Source organism: Streptomonospora sp. PA3 (genome assembly GCF_009728995.1).
In the GTDB taxonomy this organism is placed as follows: Bacteria; Actinomycetota; Actinomycetes; order Streptosporangiales; family Streptosporangiaceae; genus Streptomonospora.
On sequence record NZ_VTZW01000003.1, the window covers coordinates 432,679 to 451,411 of the forward strand.

At 74.0% G+C, this 18,733-nt stretch carries 15 protein-coding genes; 7 read left to right on the top strand and 8 right to left on the bottom strand.

Features of this window, described 5'->3' with window-relative positions; translation table 11 throughout:
• Window positions 1–39: 39 nt before the first annotated feature.
• Together FZ103_RS02260 and FZ103_RS02265 are read left to right on the top strand one after the other, a co-directional pair.
• Window positions 40–633: a DUF1707 domain-containing protein gene (locus tag FZ103_RS02260; protein ID WP_155998306.1), complete on the top strand. Its 594-nt coding sequence runs from the start codon at window positions 40–42 to the stop codon at window positions 631–633.
• Between the two features lie 53 nt (window positions 634–686).
• Complete coding sequence (locus FZ103_RS02265) at window positions 687–1,457, top strand: decaprenylphospho-beta-D-erythro-pentofuranosid-2-ulose 2-reductase (protein WP_155998308.1); 771 nt, start codon at window positions 687–689, stop codon at window positions 1,455–1,457.
• A 20-nt stretch (window positions 1,458–1,477) separates the two neighbouring features.
• Here FZ103_RS02265 and FZ103_RS02270 read toward each other — a convergent pair whose 3' ends face one another.
• The 4 genes from FZ103_RS02270 to FZ103_RS02285 are packed head-to-tail and all read right to left on the bottom strand — an operon-like array spanning window position 1,478 to window position 5,418.
• Window positions 1,478–2,065, bottom strand: coding sequence for an ATP/GTP-binding protein (locus FZ103_RS02270; RefSeq protein ID WP_155998310.1), 588 nt, complete (start codon window positions 2,063–2,065; stop codon window positions 1,478–1,480).
• Window positions 2,046–2,420, bottom strand: coding sequence for a DUF742 domain-containing protein (locus FZ103_RS02275; RefSeq protein ID WP_155998312.1), 375 nt, complete (start codon window positions 2,418–2,420; stop codon window positions 2,046–2,048). Before FZ103_RS02275 ends, FZ103_RS02270 begins: the two co-directional genes overlap by 20 nt.
• 11 nt (window positions 2,421–2,431) lie before the next feature.
• The gene (locus tag FZ103_RS02280; RefSeq protein ID WP_155998669.1) at window positions 2,432–2,851 is read right to left on the bottom strand and encodes a roadblock/LC7 domain-containing protein; all 420 of its coding nucleotides are present in this window, start codon (window positions 2,849–2,851) and stop codon (window positions 2,432–2,434) included.
• A gap of 26 nt (window positions 2,852–2,877) precedes the next feature.
• Window positions 2,878–5,418, bottom strand: coding sequence for a nitrate- and nitrite sensing domain-containing protein (locus FZ103_RS02285; protein WP_186355687.1), 2,541 nt, complete (start codon window positions 5,416–5,418; stop codon window positions 2,878–2,880).
• A 497-nt stretch (window positions 5,419–5,915) separates the two neighbouring features.
• Between FZ103_RS02285 and FZ103_RS02290 the strand changes: the two genes are divergently transcribed.
• Window positions 5,916–7,034 (top strand): VanZ family protein, encoded by a 1,119-nt coding sequence (locus tag FZ103_RS02290; RefSeq protein ID WP_155998314.1) that lies wholly within the window; start codon window positions 5,916–5,918, stop codon window positions 7,032–7,034.
• Window positions 7,035–7,047: 13 nt separating this feature from the next.
• On the opposite strand, the gene FZ103_RS02295 is transcribed toward FZ103_RS02290, so the two are convergent.
• Together FZ103_RS02295 and FZ103_RS02300 are read right to left on the bottom strand one after the other, a co-directional pair.
• Window positions 7,048–7,464: a DUF3592 domain-containing protein gene (locus FZ103_RS02295; RefSeq protein WP_186355688.1), complete on the bottom strand. Its 417-nt coding sequence runs from the start codon at window positions 7,462–7,464 to the stop codon at window positions 7,048–7,050.
• 395 nt (window positions 7,465–7,859) lie between these two features.
• On the bottom strand, window positions 7,860–9,299 hold the full coding sequence (locus FZ103_RS02300) for a GuaB1 family IMP dehydrogenase-related protein (protein ID WP_186355689.1): 1,440 nt from the start codon (window positions 9,297–9,299) through the stop codon (window positions 7,860–7,862).
• 265 nt (window positions 9,300–9,564) lie between these two features.
• Between FZ103_RS02300 and FZ103_RS02305 the strand changes: the two genes are divergently transcribed.
• The gene (locus FZ103_RS02305) at window positions 9,565–10,572 is read left to right on the top strand and encodes a CDP-alcohol phosphatidyltransferase family protein (protein WP_155998316.1); all 1,008 of its coding nucleotides are present in this window, start codon (window positions 9,565–9,567) and stop codon (window positions 10,570–10,572) included.
• Here the strand turns inward: FZ103_RS02305 and FZ103_RS02310 are convergent.
• Entirely contained in the window at window positions 10,509–11,639 is a 1,131-nt protein-coding gene (locus FZ103_RS02310) for an acyltransferase family protein (protein ID WP_186355690.1), read from the bottom strand. The genes FZ103_RS02305 and FZ103_RS02310 overlap by 64 nt on opposite strands.
• A 572-nt stretch (window positions 11,640–12,211) precedes the next feature.
• On the opposite strand from FZ103_RS02310, the gene FZ103_RS02315 reads away from it, so the two are divergent.
• From FZ103_RS02315 to FZ103_RS02325, 3 genes are all read left to right on the top strand, one after another.
• Window positions 12,212–14,266, top strand: a complete 2,055-nt coding sequence (locus FZ103_RS02315) for an amidohydrolase (protein WP_343233335.1) — start codon at window positions 12,212–12,214, stop codon at window positions 14,264–14,266.
• 98 nt (window positions 14,267–14,364) lie between these two features.
• Window positions 14,365–15,162 (top strand): M48 family metallopeptidase, encoded by a 798-nt coding sequence (locus FZ103_RS02320; RefSeq protein ID WP_155998674.1) that lies wholly within the window; start codon window positions 14,365–14,367, stop codon window positions 15,160–15,162.
• A 120-nt stretch (window positions 15,163–15,282) separates the two neighbouring features.
• A complete protein-coding gene (locus tag FZ103_RS02325; protein ID WP_155998320.1) occupies window positions 15,283–16,221 on the top strand; it encodes a threonine/serine dehydratase in 939 nt (312 codons plus the stop codon).
• Between the two features lie 94 nt (window positions 16,222–16,315).
• On the opposite strand, the gene FZ103_RS02330 is transcribed toward FZ103_RS02325, so the two are convergent.
• Window positions 16,316–18,475, bottom strand: a complete 2,160-nt coding sequence (locus FZ103_RS02330) for an elongation factor G-like protein EF-G2 (protein WP_155998322.1) — start codon at window positions 18,473–18,475, stop codon at window positions 16,316–16,318.
• Window positions 18,476–18,733: the final 258 nt, after the last annotated feature.

Sequence of the window (18,733 nt, forward strand, 5' to 3'; positions counted from 1 at the left end):
AGCCGCCGCGGCGCCGGACGCGCCGGATAGGATCCGACCATGGACCAGCCCCCGCCCCCCGGTCCGCGCACGCGCGTCTCCGACGCCGAGCGCGAACAGGTCTCCCAGCACCTCGGAGAGGCGTACGCCGAAGGACGCCTCGACCTGGAGGAGTTCGACCGCCGCAACTCGGCCGCCCACGAGGCCGTCTTCGACGACGAACTGCGCGACCTGGTGGCCGACCTGCCCGCGCCGGGCGAGGGCGCTGCGACGCACGGCGTTCTCCCGGCGGCCGAGCCGGGCGAGGCCGTGGAGCTGTCCACCGACTCCGCCGTGCTGCGCCGCCGCGGCGATTGGGCGGTGCCCCGCCGGCTGCGCGTCTCCTCGCGCTACGGCGGCGTCCGGCTGGACATGAGCCAGGCGACCATCCCGCACCCGGTCGTGGAGATCGAACTGGCGGTCCACGGCGCCGGCACCGTCCTCACCCTTCCGGAGGGGGCCACCGCCGACGTGGACGCCCTGCGGACCCGCTACGCCGGCGTGCGCTCGAAGGTCCCGGCCGCGCGGCGGCCCGGCGCCGTGCACTTCGTGGTGCGCGGCGAGACCTACGCCGGCAGCGTGCACATCCGCTACGGGCGCGGTCGCAGGCGTTAGGGCGTCGTTGGAGCCGGGCGCGGCCCGGCTCGCGGAAGCGGAGTGGAGGAGTCATGCGCAACGCCGTGGGCGCTGTGGACTCGGTGCTGGTCCTGGGCGGGCGCAGCGAGATCGGCGCCGCCGTAGCCGAGCGGCTCGTGCGCGACGGCGCCCGGCGGGTGGCGCTGGCCGCGCGCGGCGCCGCGGACTCCGCCGGGATCGCGGAGGTCGCCGCGCGGCTGCGCGCCGCCGGGGCGAGCGAGGTGCACCCGCTGGAGTTCGACGCGGCCCGCCCCGAGACCCATGCCGCGGTGGTCGAGGCCGCCGCCGAGCTGGTCGGCGACCTGGACGCGGTGGTCGACGCGTTCGGCGTCCTCGGGGACCAGGCGGCCTTCGAGGCCGACCCGGCCGCCGCCGCGGCCGCGGCCACCGCCACCTACACCGGCCACGTCTCCGCGGGGCTGGCGGTAGCGCGCCGACTGCGCGAGCAGGGCCACGGCACCCTGGTGGTGCTGTCCTCGGTGGCGGGCGTGCGGGTGCGCCGCGCCAACTTCGTCTACGGCTCGGCCAAGGCCGGCCTGGACGGCTTCGCCCAGGGCCTGGGCGACGCCCTGCACGGCAGCGGGGCCCGGGTACTGCTGGTGCGGCCCGGCTACGTGCGCACCCGCATGTCGGCCCACGTCTCGGCGGCGCCCTTTCCCGCCACGCCCGGCCAGGTGGCCGACGCCGTGGCCGAGGGCCTGCGCACCGGCGCCGAGACCGTGTGGGTCCCGCGCCGGCTGCGCCTGGTCTTCGCGGGGATGCGGGCCCTGCCCCGCCCCCTCTGGCGGCGCCTGCCGCGCTGACGGCGCCCCGTGCGCCGCGGCTACACGGGCGCGGCCAGTGCGGTGGCGACGTGGCGGACGAGGCTCTCCAGCACCTCCTTGGCCGAGGCGCGGCTGCGCGCGTCGCACAGCAGCACCGGCACCCGCTCGTCGAGCGTGAGCGCCTCGGTGACCTCCTGCTCGGTGTAGCGGTAGGCGCCGTCGAAGCAGTTCACCGCCACCACGAACGGGACGCCCTGGCGCTCGAAGAAGTCCACCGCGGGAAAGCAGGTGTCCAGCCGCCGGGTGTCGGCGAGCACCACCGCGCCCAGGGCGCCCTGGGCCAGCTCCTCCCACATGAACCAGAAGCGCTGCTGGCCGGGCGTGCCGAAGAGGTAGAGCACGAGCTGGTCGCTGATGGTGATGCGGCCGAAGTCCAGCGCGACGGTCGTGGTCTCCTTCTGCTCGACCCCGGCGAGGTCGTCCACGCCCACACTGGCCTCGGTCATCACCTCCTCGGTGCTCAGCGGGGCGATCTCGCTCACCGCGCCCACGAGGGTGGTCTTGCCGGCGCCGAAGCCCCCCGCGACGAGGATCTTGATCGCCGAGGGGATCGGGCCGCCGGGCCGCTCAGAGTCGTTGGATTCCATCGAGTACCGCCTGGAGTATCTCCCGGTTGACCGGGCTCTGCTGGGTGTAGGGGGCGCGGGCCAGGACGTAGCCCCGGCTGATGAGGTCGCCGAGCAGGACCTTGACCACGGCGACGGGCATGTCCAGGTGGGCCGAGACCTCGGCCACCGACTGGGGGCGCCGGCACAGGTCGAGGATGCGCAGCTGCTCCGGTTCCAGCGCCATCTCGTCCACGTCGGCGCGTGCCGCGATGACCACGCTGATCATGTCCAGGCGGACGGCGTCGGAGTGCTCCCGTCCCTGGGTGATGACATAGGGGCGGACGAGCGGGTCGGCTCCCTCTGCGTCGTAGCCCGGTTCCCGGTGCTCTGCCATGGCCGTCGCTCCTATCCGGCCGAGGTGCCTGGAGTGGTGTCGCCGGGTGCGGCGGCCGTCTCCGCGTGGCGGGGCGCGGCGTCGAGGAACCGGCCGACCTGCTCCACGAGCACGTTCATTTCGTAGGCGATGAGGCCGACGTCGGAGCTCTCCTCGGCGATGACCGCCAGGCAGGCGCCGCTGCCCGATCCGGTGACGAACAGGTAGCCGTGCTCCATCTCCACGACCGTCTGCAGCACCTTGCCGCCGTTGAAGTGGCGGCCGGTGCCCCGCGCCAGGCTCTGGAAGGCGGAGGCGACGGCGGAGAGGTGCTCGGCGTCGTCGGCGCCCAGGGTGTTGCAGCGGCCCATGAGCAGGCCGTCGGCGGAGAGGACGATGGCGTACCTGGCGCCGACGGCTCTCTCGACGAGCTCGTCCAGCAGCCAGTTCAGGTCCTTGGCGGCGTTGTTCGTCACGGTCACGAATCCTTCTCCGTAGTGTTCTGGCGCCGGCCCTCGCTGCGGCCGCGGTGGGTGCCCTGCTGGAACGCCGCCATGTTGCGGCGCAGCCGCGCCGAGCGGTCCTCGCCGTCCTCCGCAGGCCGACCGGTGCCGGATTCCGGGCTCGCGGGGTTGTCGTACAGCTGCGGGGCCAGGTTCGCCTGGGGTGTGCGCTTGGGCAGCGGCGCGTGGGAGCCGCTCTCGGGGGCGGCCTCCTCCGGCGGGGCGGGGGTGCCGGCAGCGGTCCCCGGGGCCGACCGGGCGTCGGAGCGGGCCGTGGGAGAAGCCGGAGGCGCGGGCGCCGGGGCCGGCGCCGGCGCGTTCGCCCTGTCCGCCCCCTCGGCGCCCGCGGACGCGCGGGGGGATCCGCGGCGGGGCAGGCCCGCGGGGGTGAACTCGGGCTCGGCGGCGCCGCCGGCCTCCGCCTCGGCCGGCTCGGGCGCGGGGCTTCCGCCGGCGAGGACGTCCCCGGCAGGGGGCGTGTCCGCACCGTCGGAGCCGGCGCCGCCGGTCGCGGGTGCGGTTTCGCGGGCGGGGCCGGCCGGCCGGGGCGGTTCGCCGGTGGTCTCGGGCACGGCCGTGTCGCTGATCAGCACCGAGGGCAGCAGCACGATCGCCTGGACGCCGCCGTAGGGCGAGGGCCGCAGCTTCACGCCGATCTCGTGCCGGTGCGCCAGCCGCGAGACGACGAACAGGCCCAGGCGCATCTTGTCGTTGAGCCGCATCACGTCGAACTCGGGCGGGTTGGCCAGCATTTCGTTGGCCGCCTCCATCTCGTCCTCCGGCATGCCCAGGCCGCGGTCCTCGATCTCCACGACCACGCCGTTGGGCACCTGCTCGCTGCTCAGCCGGACCGGGGTCTGGGGCGGGGAGAACGTGGTGGCGTTGTCGACCAGCTCGGCGACGAGGTGGATGACGTCGGCCACCGCCGGGCCCTTCAGCGCCACGCGCGGGACCTGCTGCCGGTCGACGCGGGTGTAGTCGCCCGACTCGGAGATGGCGCCGCGCAGCACGTCCACCAGCGGCATGGGCTTGTGGAAGGTGCGCCCGGGCGACTCGCCGCCGAGGATGAGCAGGTTCTCGGCGTTGCGCCGCGAGCGCGTGGCCAGGTGGTCCAGCTTGAACAGCTCGGTGAGCTGGGCCGGGTCCTCCTGCTCGCGTTCCATGCGGTCCAGCAGCCGCAGCTGGCGGTGGATGAGGGTCTGGCTGCGGTGCGCGATGTTCAAGAACACCCGGTTGATGCCGTGTGCCAGCTCGGACTGGCGCACGGCGGCGTCGACGGCCAGGCGCTGGGCCTTGTCGAAGGACGAGGCGACCTCGCCGATCTCGTCCTGGCGGGTGGTCAGCCGGGGAAGCGCGGCGGCGGTGTCCACGGACTCGTTCTGGCGCAGCCGGTGAATCAGGTCGGGCAGCAGCACGTTGGCGCGGTGGTCGGTCTCGTCGCGCAGCCGGCCCAGCCGCCGCACGATGCTGTTGGTGGTGCTCACCGCCGAGGAGATGGCCAGGAAGCCGATCAGCGCCACGCCCAGCGAGCCGACCGCCGCGATCGTCAGCGCCTGCGCCGCCCGGTCCGACTGCACGCCGGCGGCGTAGCGGGCCTCGTCCGCACCGATCTCGGTCAGGGTCCGCTTGACGGGGACGTAGGCCGACTCCCACTCCTGCTGGGTCATGGGCACGGTCGTCTCGTGGCTGTGCGCGCCGGTGACCGGGTCCATGACGACCTGGGGCTCGTGGTCGACGATGCGGCTCTCCATCTCCACCAGGCGCTGGTACTCCTCCCCGGCCATCAGCCGCTCCAGCCTGCGGTTCTGCTCCGGGCTCAGGAAGCCGCTCACGTTCTCCAGGAGCGTGTGGTAGGAGCTGGTGAGCCGGGTGAACCGCTGCTGGTCGTCGTGGGTGAGCTCGCCGCCGGCGAAGCTGCGGGTGAGCTGGGCGTCGGCGCGGGCCAGGTGGTCGACGACGCGGAAGGTGTTCGTCGCGCTGAGGCCGGCGCTGATGGACTCGGCCTCGGAGCCGATGCGCGACTGGGCGTCGAAGAGGTCGGCGGCGGCGGTCATGACCCGGTTGTAGTCCTCCATGACCTCCGCGCGCGAGGCGTTGCCCGCGTCGACCTTCTCGCGGATCTCGTCGATGCCGCGGTACTGCTTCTCGAACTCGGCCATCCGCTGCTGGATGTCCTCGGTGGCGTAGTCGCGGTAGGGGGCGAAGCGGTCGAACACCTTGCGGATCCGCTTGTCGGACAGCTGCCGCGCCTGGGCCAGCTGGTCGCGGGTCTCGTCGGGCCGCTCCAGGTAGGCCACCGTCTGGGAGCGCTCGTCCATCACCGCCGCCAGCGAGACCGCCGCGGGGGTGGAGAGCTCGTTGGACGCCTCAGCGGTCGCCGACGCCAAGAACGCGTCCCATCCGAGGTAGCCGCTGATGGCGAGCCACAGCGCGATGAAGGCGGCGCTCGGCAGCAGCACCGCCCTGCGCGAACGGCGCCGAATGCTGGCCGTACGCTTACTCTTCGCTGACTGCACGGTACTCCTAGTGGCGAATCAGGGGGTGGGGCGGCGGCGCGAGCCGCGGGGCCGGCGGTGCACCCGGAGGGGGCGGGGCCGCGGGATCCGCCGCCCATCGCTGGTCGGCGCCGGGGAGAGATGCGCGAATCCGAGCGCGCAGCCGGGCTGCTGCGGCGGCGTCGCGTGCTCAGGCAGGGTTCACGGTCTACTTCCCCGTTAAGACGCAGACGTGATCACAGTACTGCTTTGCGCACAGGCAAGCGCTTAGTGGTAATTGCCCGAACACGATAGCGTGTCGCCCCTTTACTCGGCGATCCGCCTCCTGCGGTTTTGCTGGGGCGCCAGTCCATGTTCGTCCTTTTTGTTATTGAATGTCGGTTTTTCGATCGTCTGGGAGTGGATCGGACGCGCCGCGACCGATGTCCCCAAGGCGAACGCCCGCCCCCGACGGAGCCGCCGCGAATCCTCCGGTTCTCCTGCGGCGCGGGCCGCCGCGTCGTTAACCTCTCGGAGTCATGGGAGGGCTACTCGCGGTCGACGCCGCGGCGCACGGCGCCGCCTGCGCCGCCGCACTCACCGCGGCCGCCATGGCGTTCCTGCGCCGCCAGCACCGCCGGTTCGGACGCCTGGCCGGCTGGCCCGGCCGGGTCACGGCGGCGGTGATGGCCGCCGCGGGCGGGCTGGCGGTGTTCGCTGTGTACCCGCTGCCGTCCGGCACCGCCGCCTGCGCGGGCGGGGGCGCCGCGCCCGAGCCCGCGCCGCTGGCGCTCCTGGGCGACCTCGGCTGGCCGCCGGGAGGAGCCGGCGCGGCGCACGCCGCTGCGGCCGCGGCCGCCCTGGTCCCGGTCGGGCTGCTGCTGTCCTACCGCTACCGGCGCGGCGTGCTGCCCACCGTCGGGCTGTGCGCGGCGCTGGCCACAGGCGTCGAGGTGCTCCACCTCACCGGCCTGCTGGGCGCCTATGCCTGCCCCTACCGGGTGGCCGCCGCCGACGACGTCCTGCTCGGGGCGTGCGGCGGCCTGGCCGGCTGGCTGCTCGGACGTGCGGCCAGGCGCGTGCTGCCGCGCGCCTGGCCGGGGGCCGTGGCCGACCTGATGCCCCCGGGCGGTGTCCGGCGCCTGCTGGCCCGGACGCTCGATACGGCCGTGTGCTGGTTCGGCGCGTGCACGCTGGCCGCCGCCGCGGCGCCGTGGGCCGAGCGGTATGCGGCGGCCGCCTCCGAGGAGCGGCTGCGCGCCGCGGCGCTGATCGCGCTCGCGCTGGTGTTCGGCGCGCTCGTGCCCATGCTGCGGCGGGACCGCGCCACACCGGGGCAGGCCGCCTGCTACCTCGCGCTCGCCACCACCGGACGCCGGGAAAGCGCGGCGCGCCCGCGGGCGCTGCTGCGCCAGGCACTGGTCGCCGTGCCGGTCACCGCGCTGCTGGCGGCGGGCCTGGGCTGGTGGGTCCCGGCTGCGGCCGTGCTGCACGGCTCCTGCGCGCTGGTGCGCCGCGACCGGGCGGGTCTGTTCGACCTCATCGCCCGCACGCGGGTCCGCACCCGCAGCGCGGTCACGGGCGGGCTGCCCGACGAGCTCGTGCGCTACACCGCGCCGCCGCCCGTACCGGCGGGCGCGGTCCCCGCCCAGCGGTGAGGGGGAGCCGCGCTCATCCCGCCCCGAGCGCCGGCGCCACCCAGGCCAGGTAGCCCAGCACCAGGCCGATCCCCAGCAGGAGGAAGCCCAGCCAGCCGATCATGATCAGCACCCAGTTGCTCAGCCAGGGCGCCGCGACGATCCGTGCCCGCTCGGGGTCGGCGGGGTCGTAGGACACGGTGACGATGTCGCCGCTGCGCGAGGCGGTCCATCCGGTGTTCTCGTGCTCGGCGTGGATCTCCCGCCCGTCGGGCGTGGTGAAGCGGACGACCATCGACGCCGACGTGGCGGTCTCGCGGTAGCCGACGACCTCGCCCTCCGTGCGGGCGCCGTAGACCGCCAGGAACGCCGAGAAGCGCAGATGGCGCCCGAGGAACCAGAGCATCACCAGCCCGGCCCCGATCGGCAGCAGAGGGTAGACGTATGCCACGGTCTCCTTCGACTCCCTGTCTCGGCCGGATCCCAACCGCCGCCGGACCGCGGCGCCGATGCGCGGACGAAGGCCGTCCCCGGCGGCGATGGCGACACGCTATCCGACCCGCCCCACCCCTGCACGAAGGGCGGCGGCGCGCCCCGCCCGCCTGCTCCGCGGTGGGCTGCGCAGCCGGGCGCAGGCCCCTACGACCAGAGGAGGACACCGCCACCCTCTTATGGGGGAGCGGCGAATACCTCCGCCGACCGATGACGCCGTCCGGGCGCGCGCCTAGTCTCTGGGACACGGTCGGACCGGCATAGTACGGGGATGCGGATCCGGCCTGACAGTGAGAACGGGGGGCTGGGCTGGGCGCGCTCCAGCCCCCCGCCTCTCACCGGGCGGCACCGCCGCTACCAGCTGGTCGGCACCGGCCGGCCCTCGTTGTAGCCGGCCGCGCTCTGCACCCCTACCGTCGCCCGCTCGTGGAACTCCTCCAGGGTCGTGGCGCCCGCGTAGGTCATCGAACTGCGCACCCCGGCCACGATCTCGTCGACGAGGTCCTCCACACCGGGCCGGTCCTCGTCCAGGTACATCCGAGCGGTGGAGATCCCCTCCTCGAACAGGGCCTTGCGCGCCCGGTCGAACGGGGAGTCCTCGGAGGTGCGCAGCCGCACCGCCCGCGCCGAGGCCATGCCGAAGCTCTCCTTGTACATCCGCCCCTGGGCGTCGCGCAGCACGTCGCCCGGCGACTCGTAGGTGCCGGCGAACCAGGAGCCGATCATCACGTTGGAGGCGCCCGCGGCCAGCGCCAGCGCCACGTCGCGCGGGTGGCGGACACCGCCGTCGGCCCACACCGACGCGCCCAGCTCGCGCGCGGCGGCGGCGCACTCCAGGACGGCGGAGAACTGCGGGCGGCCCACCGCGGTCATCATCCGGGTCGTGCACATGGCGCCGGGCCCCACGCCGACCTTCACGATGTCGGCCCCCGCCTCGATCAGGTCCCGCGTGCCCTCGGGGGAGACGACGTTGCCCGCCACCAGCGGGACTCCGGGATCCAGTGCGCGCACCTTGCGCAGCGCGGCGAGCATCTTGTCCTGGTGGCCGTGGGCGGTGTCGACGACCAGCACGTCGACGCCGGCCGCCAGCAGGTCGGCGGCCTTGGCGGCCACGTCGCCGTTGACGCCCACCGCGGCGCCCACGCGCAGCCGCCCGCGGGCGTCGGTCGCCGGGTCGTACAGGGTGGCGCGCAGCGCTCCGGTGCGGGTGAGAACTCCCACCAGGGAGCCCTGGGCGTCGACGACCGGCGCCAGCCGGTGCCGGAAGTCGTGCAGCGACCCGAAGGCCTCCTTGGGGTCGGTGCCGGCCGGGATGGTCAGCAGGTCGCGCGACATCACCTCGTGCACCTGGGTGAAGCGGTCCACGCCGGAGCAGTCGGCGTCGGTGACCACGCCGACGGGCCGCCGATCGCCGTCGATGACGATCACCGCGTCGTGGGAGCGCTTGGGCAGCAGGTTCAGCGCCTCGCCGACCGTGCTCTCCGGCGTCAGCGTGATCGCGGTGTCGTAGAGCAGATCGCGGCGCTTGACCCACGAGACCACCTCGGCGACGACGTCGAACGGGATGTCCTGGGGAAGCACGGCCAGCCCGCCGCGCCGCGCGATGGTCTCGGCCATCCGGCGTCCGGCGACGGCGGTCATGTTCGCGACTACGATGGGAATCGTCGTCCCGGATCCGTCGCCGGTCCGCAGGTCGACGTCCAGCCGCGACCCCACGGCCGAGTGCTGCGGGACCATGAACACGTCGCTGTAGGTCAGATCGTGGCCGGGAACCTGGTCGTTGAGAAAACGCACGCCTCTACCTCGGTCGGAGCCGTTGCGGGGGCCGCGCGCGGCCGCGGCCCGATCGACCGGGCCGACCGCAACCCCCCTTACTCGACAATTATCACCGCCACCACCGCGCCGATTGGTCCGGGAGGCGCCCCGTCTGCCATTATTCTGCGGCTGACCGACCCTCCCTTCCCGCGCCGACCGTGCGAGGACACCGCGCGGCGCCGCGCCGCGCCGCGCCCTCCGGCTGCGGCCGCACCCGACCCGGCGGGAAACCGCAGGAGATGAGATGACGAGCTTCACCCTCGCGGACGTCCGCGAGCGCACCTACAAGTCCCGCGACGCCTGGTGGACGGTCTTCCTCGTCGACCCGCTGGCGGCGCGGCTGGTGGTGGGTGTCGCCAACCGCACCTCCATCACCCCCAACCAGATCACCTTCGGTGCCGGGGTGCTGGGCGCGGGCTCGGCGGTGTGCTTCGCCCTGGGCGGGTGGCCCTGGCTCGTCGCCGGAGCGCTGCTGTTCCACCTCAGCTTCGTGCTCGACTGCATGGACGGCAAGATCGCGCGGTTGAAGGGCAACGGGTCGGTCTTCGGCGCGTGGGTGGACTTCATCTTCGACCGTATCCGCTTCTTCGGCTGCATGCTGGCGCTGCTGATCGGCCAGTGGGCGCTCACCGGCGAGGTGCTCTACCTGCTGCTGGCGCCGGTGGTGACCTTCCTGGACCTGCTGCGCTATCTCAACGGCTCCCAGGTGGGCAAGACCCGGCAGAGCATGCGCACGCAGCTGCGCGCGGCGGCCGAGGGCACCGAGTCCGCCGCCATGGAGGACCCCGAGAGCACCGAGACCCAGGGCGGTCCCGAGGCGGCCGCGCCCGGCGCCGCGGGGGCCGAGGAGGGCGGGGCGCCCGTCGTGTTCGTCGAGGAGGTGCTGCGCGAGAACCCCGGGCTCGGCCACGACGAGGTGCACGCGCGCTCCGCCGAGTCCGGCGCCCGCGTCATCGACGTGCACCAGGGGTTCACCCGCAGGTTCGGCTGGTACGGGCGGCTGCGGTCGGCGCTGCTGCGCAGCCGGGTGCGGCCGCACCTGTTCAGCGGCATCGAGTTCGAGATGTTCGTGTGCGTCGTCGCGCCGCTGACGGCACTGGCCTCCGCCGCGGTGCCGGGCGCCGATCTCGTCGTGCCCGTCATCGTGTTCTCCTGCGCGGCCCTGGCCGCGTTCGAGGCCCTCATCGTCTACAAGCTGTGGCTGGCCACCCGCGACTTCGCCGTGGAGCTGGACCGGCTGCGCAAGGGCTGAGCCGGGGTGTCGGCGGCGCCGCGGCTGCGCAGCGCCCATTCCACGCTCGGTTCCACCGCCCAGCGGGTGGCCCTGCGCACCCAGGGCGTGCACAGCAGGTAGGTCAGCGCCACCGCCAGCGCCGTGGTGGCGCCCAGCGCGGCGTACCCGCCCAGCGCTCCCTCGGCGAACTCGTACCATCCCAGCGCCTCGGCGCCGCGCACGAACAGCCCGTGCAGCAGGTAGACGTACATGGTCAGCGCTCCCAGGCGGGTGACGTGGGTGGTGCGGCGCGGGGTGAGCGACAGCAGGGCCGCGGTCAGCGCGAACGCCAGCACCATGAACATCAGGCGGCCGGGGAGGCCCACCGGCAGGAGGTCCATGTCGCGGTCGACGAGGCTCTGGCGCCAGTAGACCCACTCGCGGCTCACCTCCTCGTGGTAGAGGAAGCACATCGCGGCCGTGGCGGCCATGACGCCGGCGCTCCACACCCGCACCCAGGTCTGCTTGAGCAGCTCCAGGTGGCGGGGCTGGAGCACGAGCCCGGCGACGAAGAACGGGAGCAGGCTGACGATGCGCGAGGCGTCGAGCATGTCGCCGGTGGTGGCCGCGCCGCCGACCAGTGAGATGCCCACCGACACCGCGAACGGCCAGCGCACGCGGTTCCACACCGGGACGGTCAGCCGCCACACGAACAGCGCCGCCAGGAACCAGGTGATCCACAGCGGCTCCATCGGGCTGTCGGGCAGGCCGCGGTCGGTGGCCGCCGACACCAGGGCGTAGACGCCCCAGAAGATCAGGTACGGCGCCGCCACGGTGGTGAGGAGCTTGTCGATGCGCCGTCCCGATCCGTCGAAGGACTTCGACAGGTAGCCGCTGATCAGGACGAACGCCGGCATGTGGAACAGGTAGATCCAGTAGTAGACGGCGTCGGCCAGGGGGGTGTCGCCGCTGAGGGGCGAGATGGCGTGGCCGACCACGACGAGGGCGATCAGCAGGAACTTGGCGTTGTCCAGCAGCGCGTCGCGCTGCTTGCCGGGGGCGCGGTCGGGGCGGACGTCGCGCGGACGTTCGATGGTCGTGGCCACGTGGTCTCCGAGTCACCGGTATCGGGGCTGCAGGGCGGGTCCGGGCCGTGCCGAGGGGCGTGCGGCGGCGGCCGTCCGGTGGCAGGCGGCGGGCACGGCCCTCGGGCGCCGCGCAAGGGCGCACCCGGGCAGATTTCTGGGAATTCGCTGAGAATTCTGGGAGGACTCTAGCCGCCGGGGGTGGCGAGGGCCACCTCGGGGGGTGGACATCCCATGCTGCTGTGTGACAATCGCTGGATGCGGCGGGGCCTCCCGGTCTCGAAACGGTAACACGCCACTCCGGTAAGCTGTGAATAAGCTGTGAATCCTGAGGGTGCCGCGCGGGTGCGGCCCCGACTCCGGCGCGCCGGGGTCGCACCCGGGCGGCACCCGCCCCCGGACGCGCCTGCCCGGCCGGGGGCACCGGGGGTGGCGGCCCTCCTCAGCGGCGCGGATAGGCTCGTGCTGCACCCCCGCCCCCGGGGGGAAGGTTTGAGATTCCTGTGAGCCAGCGGGACAATCGGCGCTGCGATCGCACGCCGGCGGCGGCGCCGCCCGCGAGATCGCACCCGGTCCTGTACCAGACGAAGGCGGTGGAAGCGGTGCCGCACGCGGTCGACCCCCAGCGTGTCGCTGAGCACGGAGGTGCGGTGATGCGGCTGGTCGACGAGATCTTCCCCCTTGTCGAGGGTTTCTACGTCGACCTGCACAAGAACCCCGAGCTCTCCCACCAGGAGCGCCGCACCGCGGGCGCCGTGGCCGAGTGGCTGACCCGCTCGGGCTTCGAGGTCGAGACCGGCGTCGGCGGCACCGGAGTCGTGGGCGTGCTGCGCAACGGCGAGGGCCCCACGGTCCTGCTGCGCGGCGACATGGACGCGCTGCCGGTCCAGGAGCGGACCGGGCTGCCCTACGCCAGCATCGCCCGCGGCCGCGACGACGAGGGCCGGGACGTGCCGATCATGCACGCCTGCGGCCACGACGCCCACACCGCCTGCCTGGTCGGCACGGCCGACCTGCTCGCCGAGGCCCGCCAGGAGTGGCGCGGCACCCTCATGGTGGCAGCCCAGCCCGGCGAGGAGACCCTCGACGGCGCCACGGCCATGCTGCGCGACGGCCTCTACACCCGGTTCGGCCGCCCCGACATCGTGCTGGCCCAGCACCTGGGCCCGCAGCCGGCGGGCATGGTGGCCCACCGGGCCGGCACCATCATGGCGGCCACCACCAACCTGCGGGTGCGGGTGTTCGGGTCCGGTGGGCACGCGTCCCGTCCGGAGACCACCGTCGATCCGGTACTGATCGCCGCCAACATCGTCAACCGCCTGCAGACCATCGTCGCGCGCGAGATCAGCCCCAGCGAGATGGCGGTGGTGACGGTGGGGGTGCTGCGCGCCGGCACCAAGGTCAACGTCATCCCCGACGAGGCCTCCCTGGAGATCGACACCCGCGCCCTCAACCCGGCCGTGGCCGACCGCCTGCACAGCGCCATCGACCGCATCGTCCGCGCCGAGGCCGCCGCCTCCGGGGCCCAGCGCGACCCCGAGATCTCGGTCGTGCGCGAAACCGGGGTGACGGCCAACGCCCCCGAGGCGACGGCCGAGGTGATCGCGGCGCACCGCGCCTACTTCGGCGACGACCGCGTCGTGGAGCTGCCCGAACCCATCACCGGCAGCGAGGACTTCGCGGCCCTCGGCCTGCCCGGCGACGCCGCGCCGGTGCCCTACGTCTACTGGTTCCTCGGCTCCACGCCCCACGACGTGTGGGAGGCCGCGCCCGGCGCGACCCCCTACGAGAAGCTCATGGGCGTGCCCGCCACCCACTCGCCGTTCTTCGCCCCCGACCGCGAACCCACGCTGCGCGCCGGACTCGCCGCGCTGTCGCTGGGCGCCCTGACCTACCTGGGCACGCCGCAGTCGCCGGCCGAGGCCGGTGCGGCCACCGGCGGGCAGGCGCCGATGAGCGCGCACGCCGGTCCCGGCGAGCCGTTGGGCGCCGCTCAGCCGGCCGAGGCGCCGCCGGCGCCCGCGGCGGCATCCGCGCCGCCGGTCCCGTCCGAGGGCGACGACCGCGCCGCGGCCCCCGCCGCACCGCTCGACGACATCGCGCCGCCTCCGCCCTACCCCGGCGGCCCCGCGCCGGCGCCCTATCCGAGCGCGCCGGCTCCCTACCCGGCCGAGCCCGCGGAGGCGCCGGCCGCCGGGGCGCAGGAGGACCAGGACGGCGGGGGCGAGTCCACCGCCCGCACCGACATGGACCGCTACCTCGGCGACGAGGAGAACGGCGCCCCCGACTACGGGCCGCCCCCGGCGGGTCCGCCGGTGCCGCCGCCCGTGGCCCCGCCGCCCCAGGGCCCGCCCATCTCCTCCGCGCCCCCGCCGCAGGGGCCGCCCGTCTCCGCCCCGCCGCCCCCTCCGGGCGCCGTGCCCTACACGACCGAGCACGACCCCGAATCCGGCGGCTACCCGCCCGGCGGCGGCCCGTCGAACGGCCACCCATCCGGCGGCTACCCCTCGGGCGGCTACCCGGCCGAACCCTACGATCCGCAGTACTACGACCCGCAGCAGCACGGCCGGCCGGGGCAGCACGGCCCGGCCGACGAATCCGGCGAGCCGGAATCCGAGCCGCCGCAGGACCCGCCCTACCGCCTGTAACGTAAACCCCGGACACAGGGGGCGTCGGCGGCTGGGCGGTGGGTTGCCACATGGGTCTGTCACCACAGAAGCGGACGATGTGGCCGCAGGACCGGCGCATGCTGCTGGTGCGCTGGGGCGACCCGCGGCGCACCCGGGCGTTGCGCCACCCGCGGGAGAACGCCGCGCTGCTGGTGTGCCTGGCGGTCACCGCGCTGGCGGTCACCGGCGCCGTCAATCGCGCCCTGGACGGCGAGACGGGCCAGCCGCTGCTGGTGCTGGCCATCCCGGCGCTGGTGTTCTTCGTGCGCGGGCAGCTGTATGCGCGCCAGCGCGTCAACGGCGTGCGGATCTCCCCGACCCAGTTCCCCGAGGCGCACCGGATGGTCGTCGAGGCGGCGCGGGCCTTCGAGCTGCCCCAGGTGCCCGACGCCTACGTGGTGCTGGGAAACGGCCACATCAACGCCTTCGCCTCCGGACACGGGTCGCGCCGCTTCGTGGCGGTGCACAGCGACCTGTTCGAGGTCGGCGGGCGGCTGGCGGACCCCGACGCGCTGCGGTTCGTGATCGGCCACGAGGTCGGCCACATCGCCGCCGGGCACGTCTCCTACTGGCGGCAGTTCGGGGTGTCGGTGGCCGAGATCATCCCCGGCATCGGCGCCACGCTCAACCGCGCGCAGGAGTACACCGCCGACAACCACGCCTACGAGTTCTGCCCGCAGGGCAAGGAGGGCCTGCGGGTGCTGGCCGCCGGCAAGTACCTCTACCCCGACGTGGACTTCGCCGACATCGCCGACCGCGCCCACACCGACCAAGGGCTGTTCGTGATGCTGGTCAACCTGCTCTCCAGCCATCCCATCAACACCTGGCGGTTCCACGCCCTCACCGACCGCTCGCGGCCCGGCCGGCTGCTGTGAGCGGATCCGTGCGGCATCCGCCGCCGGTGCGAGGCGGTGACCAGGGCGAACCAGGTGAACACCGTGTTTCGCGCGGGGTCGGCGCCGCCGGCGGCCACCCGCCGCCTCTAGCATGCGCTCATGCCGATCGACAGCCTTAGCCTGGAGCGAATCGAAGCGGCCTCCCGCGAGGTCGACCCGGTGTTTTGCAACACGCCCCAGATATTCGACGACTCCTTATCCCGCGAGCTGGGACGCGAGACCCTGCTCAAGGTCGAGACCCTCAACCCCATCCGCTCGTTCAAGGGCCGCGGCGCCGACTACCTCCTGCACGCCACGGCCGAGCGGCGCGCCCTGGTGTGCGCGTCGGCGGGCAACTTCGGGCAGGCCCTCGCCTACGCCGGGCGCGGGCGCGGACTGCCCGTCCACGTCTTCGCCGCCGAGACGGCCAACCCGCTCAAGATCGCCCGGATGCGCGAGCTGGGGGCGCGGGTGGTGATCGGCGGCGCCGACTTCGACGAGGCCAAGCAGGCCGCGGCCGACTACGCCCGGGGGCGCGAGGACTGCGTATACGTCGAGGACGGACGCCAGCCGCAGATCGCCGAGGGCGCGGGCACCATCGGCGTGGAGATCGCCCCGCTGGAGCTGGACGCCGTGGTGCTGCCCGTCGGCAACGGGGCCCTGATCTCGGGGGTGGGCCGCTGGCTCAAGGAGCGCTCCTCGCGCACGCGGGTGATCGGGGTGTGCCCGGCGGGCGCGCCCGCGATGGCCCACAGCTGGCGCTCGGGCATGCCCGTCTCCACCGAGCGCGTTGAGACGGCCGCCGACGGCCTGGCGGTGCGGGTGCCGGTGCCGGAGGCCGTCGAGTGGATGCGGGCCGTGGTCGACGACGTGGTGCTCGTCGACGACAAGGAGCTCTTCGCGGCCCTGCGGCTGCTGCGCGACACCGTGGGGCTCGTCGTCGAGCCGTCGGCGGCCGCGGGCGTGGCGGCCATCGCCTCCCGCGACATCCCCGGCGCCCGCGCGGGCACCGTGCTCACCGGCAGCAACTTCGCGCCCGACCTGGCCGCATCCCTGTGACCGCCGGCTGACCGCCCCCCCGGTGCCGGGAGGCGGAAGCGGTCCGGGCCGGCCCCTCCCCGGTCGGCCCGGACCGTCCGCGCCGCCCGCCGGCTCAGGCCGAGCCGGCCAGCTCCTTGGTGTACTTCTGGGCCAACTGGTTCGGCAGCGGCTCGTGGCGCAGGTAAGACCGGGTGAAGGTGCCCGTTCCGTGGGAGAGCGAGCGCAGGTCGATGGCGTAGCGCGTGATCTCCAGTTGCGGGACCTCGGCGCGGATCAGGGTGCGCCCGCCGGCCATCGGCTCCTGGCCGACCACCCGGCCGCGCCGCGCCGACAAGTCGCTCATCACCGCGCCCATGTACTCGTCGGCGACCAGCACCGCCACCTCGTCGATCGGTTCCAGCATCGACAGGCGGCACTTCTCCGCGGCGTCCTTCAGCGCCAGCCGCCCGGCCTTCTGGAAGGCCATGTCGGAGGAGTCCACCGAGTGCGCCTTGCCGTCGTAGAGCGTGACGCGGATGTCCACCAGCGGGTATCCCGACTGCACCCCGCTCTCCATCTGGGCGCGGACGCCCTTCTCCACCGACGGGATGAACTGGCGGGGCACGACGCCGCCGACGATCTTGTCGACGAACTCCAGTCCCGAGCCCGAAGGCAGCGGCTCCACCTGGATGCGGCAGATCCCGTACTCCCCGTGCCCGCCGCTCTGCTTGACGTTGCGGCCCATGCCCTCGGCGGGAGCGGCGAAGGTCTCCCGCAGCGGCACCCGGATCTCGTCGGTCTCGACGGCCACCCCGTAGCGCGAGGACAGCCGGTCCAGCGCGAGGTCGAGATGGGCCTCGCCCATGCACCACAGCACGAGCTGGTGGGTCTCGGGATTGACCTCCACCCGCAGGGTGACGTCCTCGGAGGCCAGGCGGCCCAGCGCCTGGGCGAGCTTGTCCTCGTCGGACTTGGCGGCCGCGCTCAGCGCCACCGGCAGCAGCGGATCCGGGAACGTCCACGGCGGCATGCGCAGGGGGCGCTCCTTGGCCGAGAGCGTGTCGCCGGTCTCGGCGCGGGTGAGCTTGGCGACGGCGCAGACGTCGCCGGCCACCACCTCGCCCACCGGTTCGCTGTGCTTGCCCACCGGCGCCAGCAGCGCGCCGATGCGCTCGTCGACGTCGTGGTCCTCGTGGCCGCGGTCGGCCAGGCCCTGCCCGCACACGTGCACGACCGTGTCGGGGCGCAGGGTGCCGCTGAACACCCGCACCAGGCTGACGCGCCCGACATAGGGGTCGCTGATGGTCTTGACCACCTCGGCCAGCAGCGGACCGTCGGGGTCGCAGGAGAGCGCGTCGACGGGTCCGCCCGATGCGGCGGCGACCTCGGGCAGCGGGCGCTCGGTGGGCGCGGGCGTGGCCCGGGGCAGCTCCTCCAGCAGCTCGGGCACACCCGGGCCGCGCAGCGCGGAGACCATCAGCACCGGGTAGAAGCCCGCCCGCGCGACGGCGGCCTCCAGGTCGGCGACCAGCATGTCGGTGTCGAGCTCCTCGCCGGCCATGTAGCGGTCCATGAGGGTCTCGTCCTCGCTCTCCTGGATCACCCCCTCGATCAGCTCGTCGCGCATCGGCGCGGCCCGCTCGGCCAGGCCCTGGGGCGGCTCGGCCGCGACGCGGGCGCCGCTGGAGTAGTCGTGGTAGCGCCCGGAGATGAGGCCCATCAGCCCCTGGACCGCCCGGTCGTCCCCGTCCCCGGAGAACACGGGCACGTAGGCGGGCAGCACGTTCTCGCCGAAGGCCTCGCGGCACTGCTCGACGACTCCGTCGACGTCGGCGCGGTGATGGTCGATCTTGGTGACCGCCACCGCGCGCGGAATCCCGATCGCGGCGCACTCCTCCCACAGCAGCCGGGTGCGCCCGTCGATGCCGTCGACCGCCGAGACCACGAACAGCGCGGCGTCGGCGGCGCGCAGGCCGGCGCGCAGGTCGCCGACGAAATCGGCGTAGCCGGGCGTGTCCAGCAGGTTCACCTTGACCCCGGCGGAGACGACCGGGGCCACGGTCAGGTTGACCGACCGCTTCTGCCGCACCTCGACGTCGTCGTAGTCGCTGACGGTCGTGCCTTCCTCGACGCGGCCCATGCGCGCCGTGGCGCCGGATGCGTGCAGGAGGGCCTCGACGAGTGTGGTCTTTCCGGCTCCGGACGGGCCGACCAGCACGACGTTGCGTATCTGCGCCGGGTGGTCGGCCCTGGGAGCCCTACCGGTGGTCGCTGGACCGGATTTGTCCGCCATGCTCTGCCACCTTCCTTCCTCGGCCGGGCCGAGATGCCCATCGGCCCGGGCCGCGCGGCGGTTGCGGTGCGGTGCCGGTGCCCGAGCGGGCGGCCGCGCGGATGGACGCCGATTCCGCGCCCGGTGTGACGCGGGACACTCTCTACCGTCACCCGTTGCGGCCGATATCACAAGGGGCCTTTCCGCTTGCGACCCGGGGCCGGAAACGGGCGCGCGGCGCTCTCGGGGAATCGGAAACCACCACGGCAGCAGGGATGT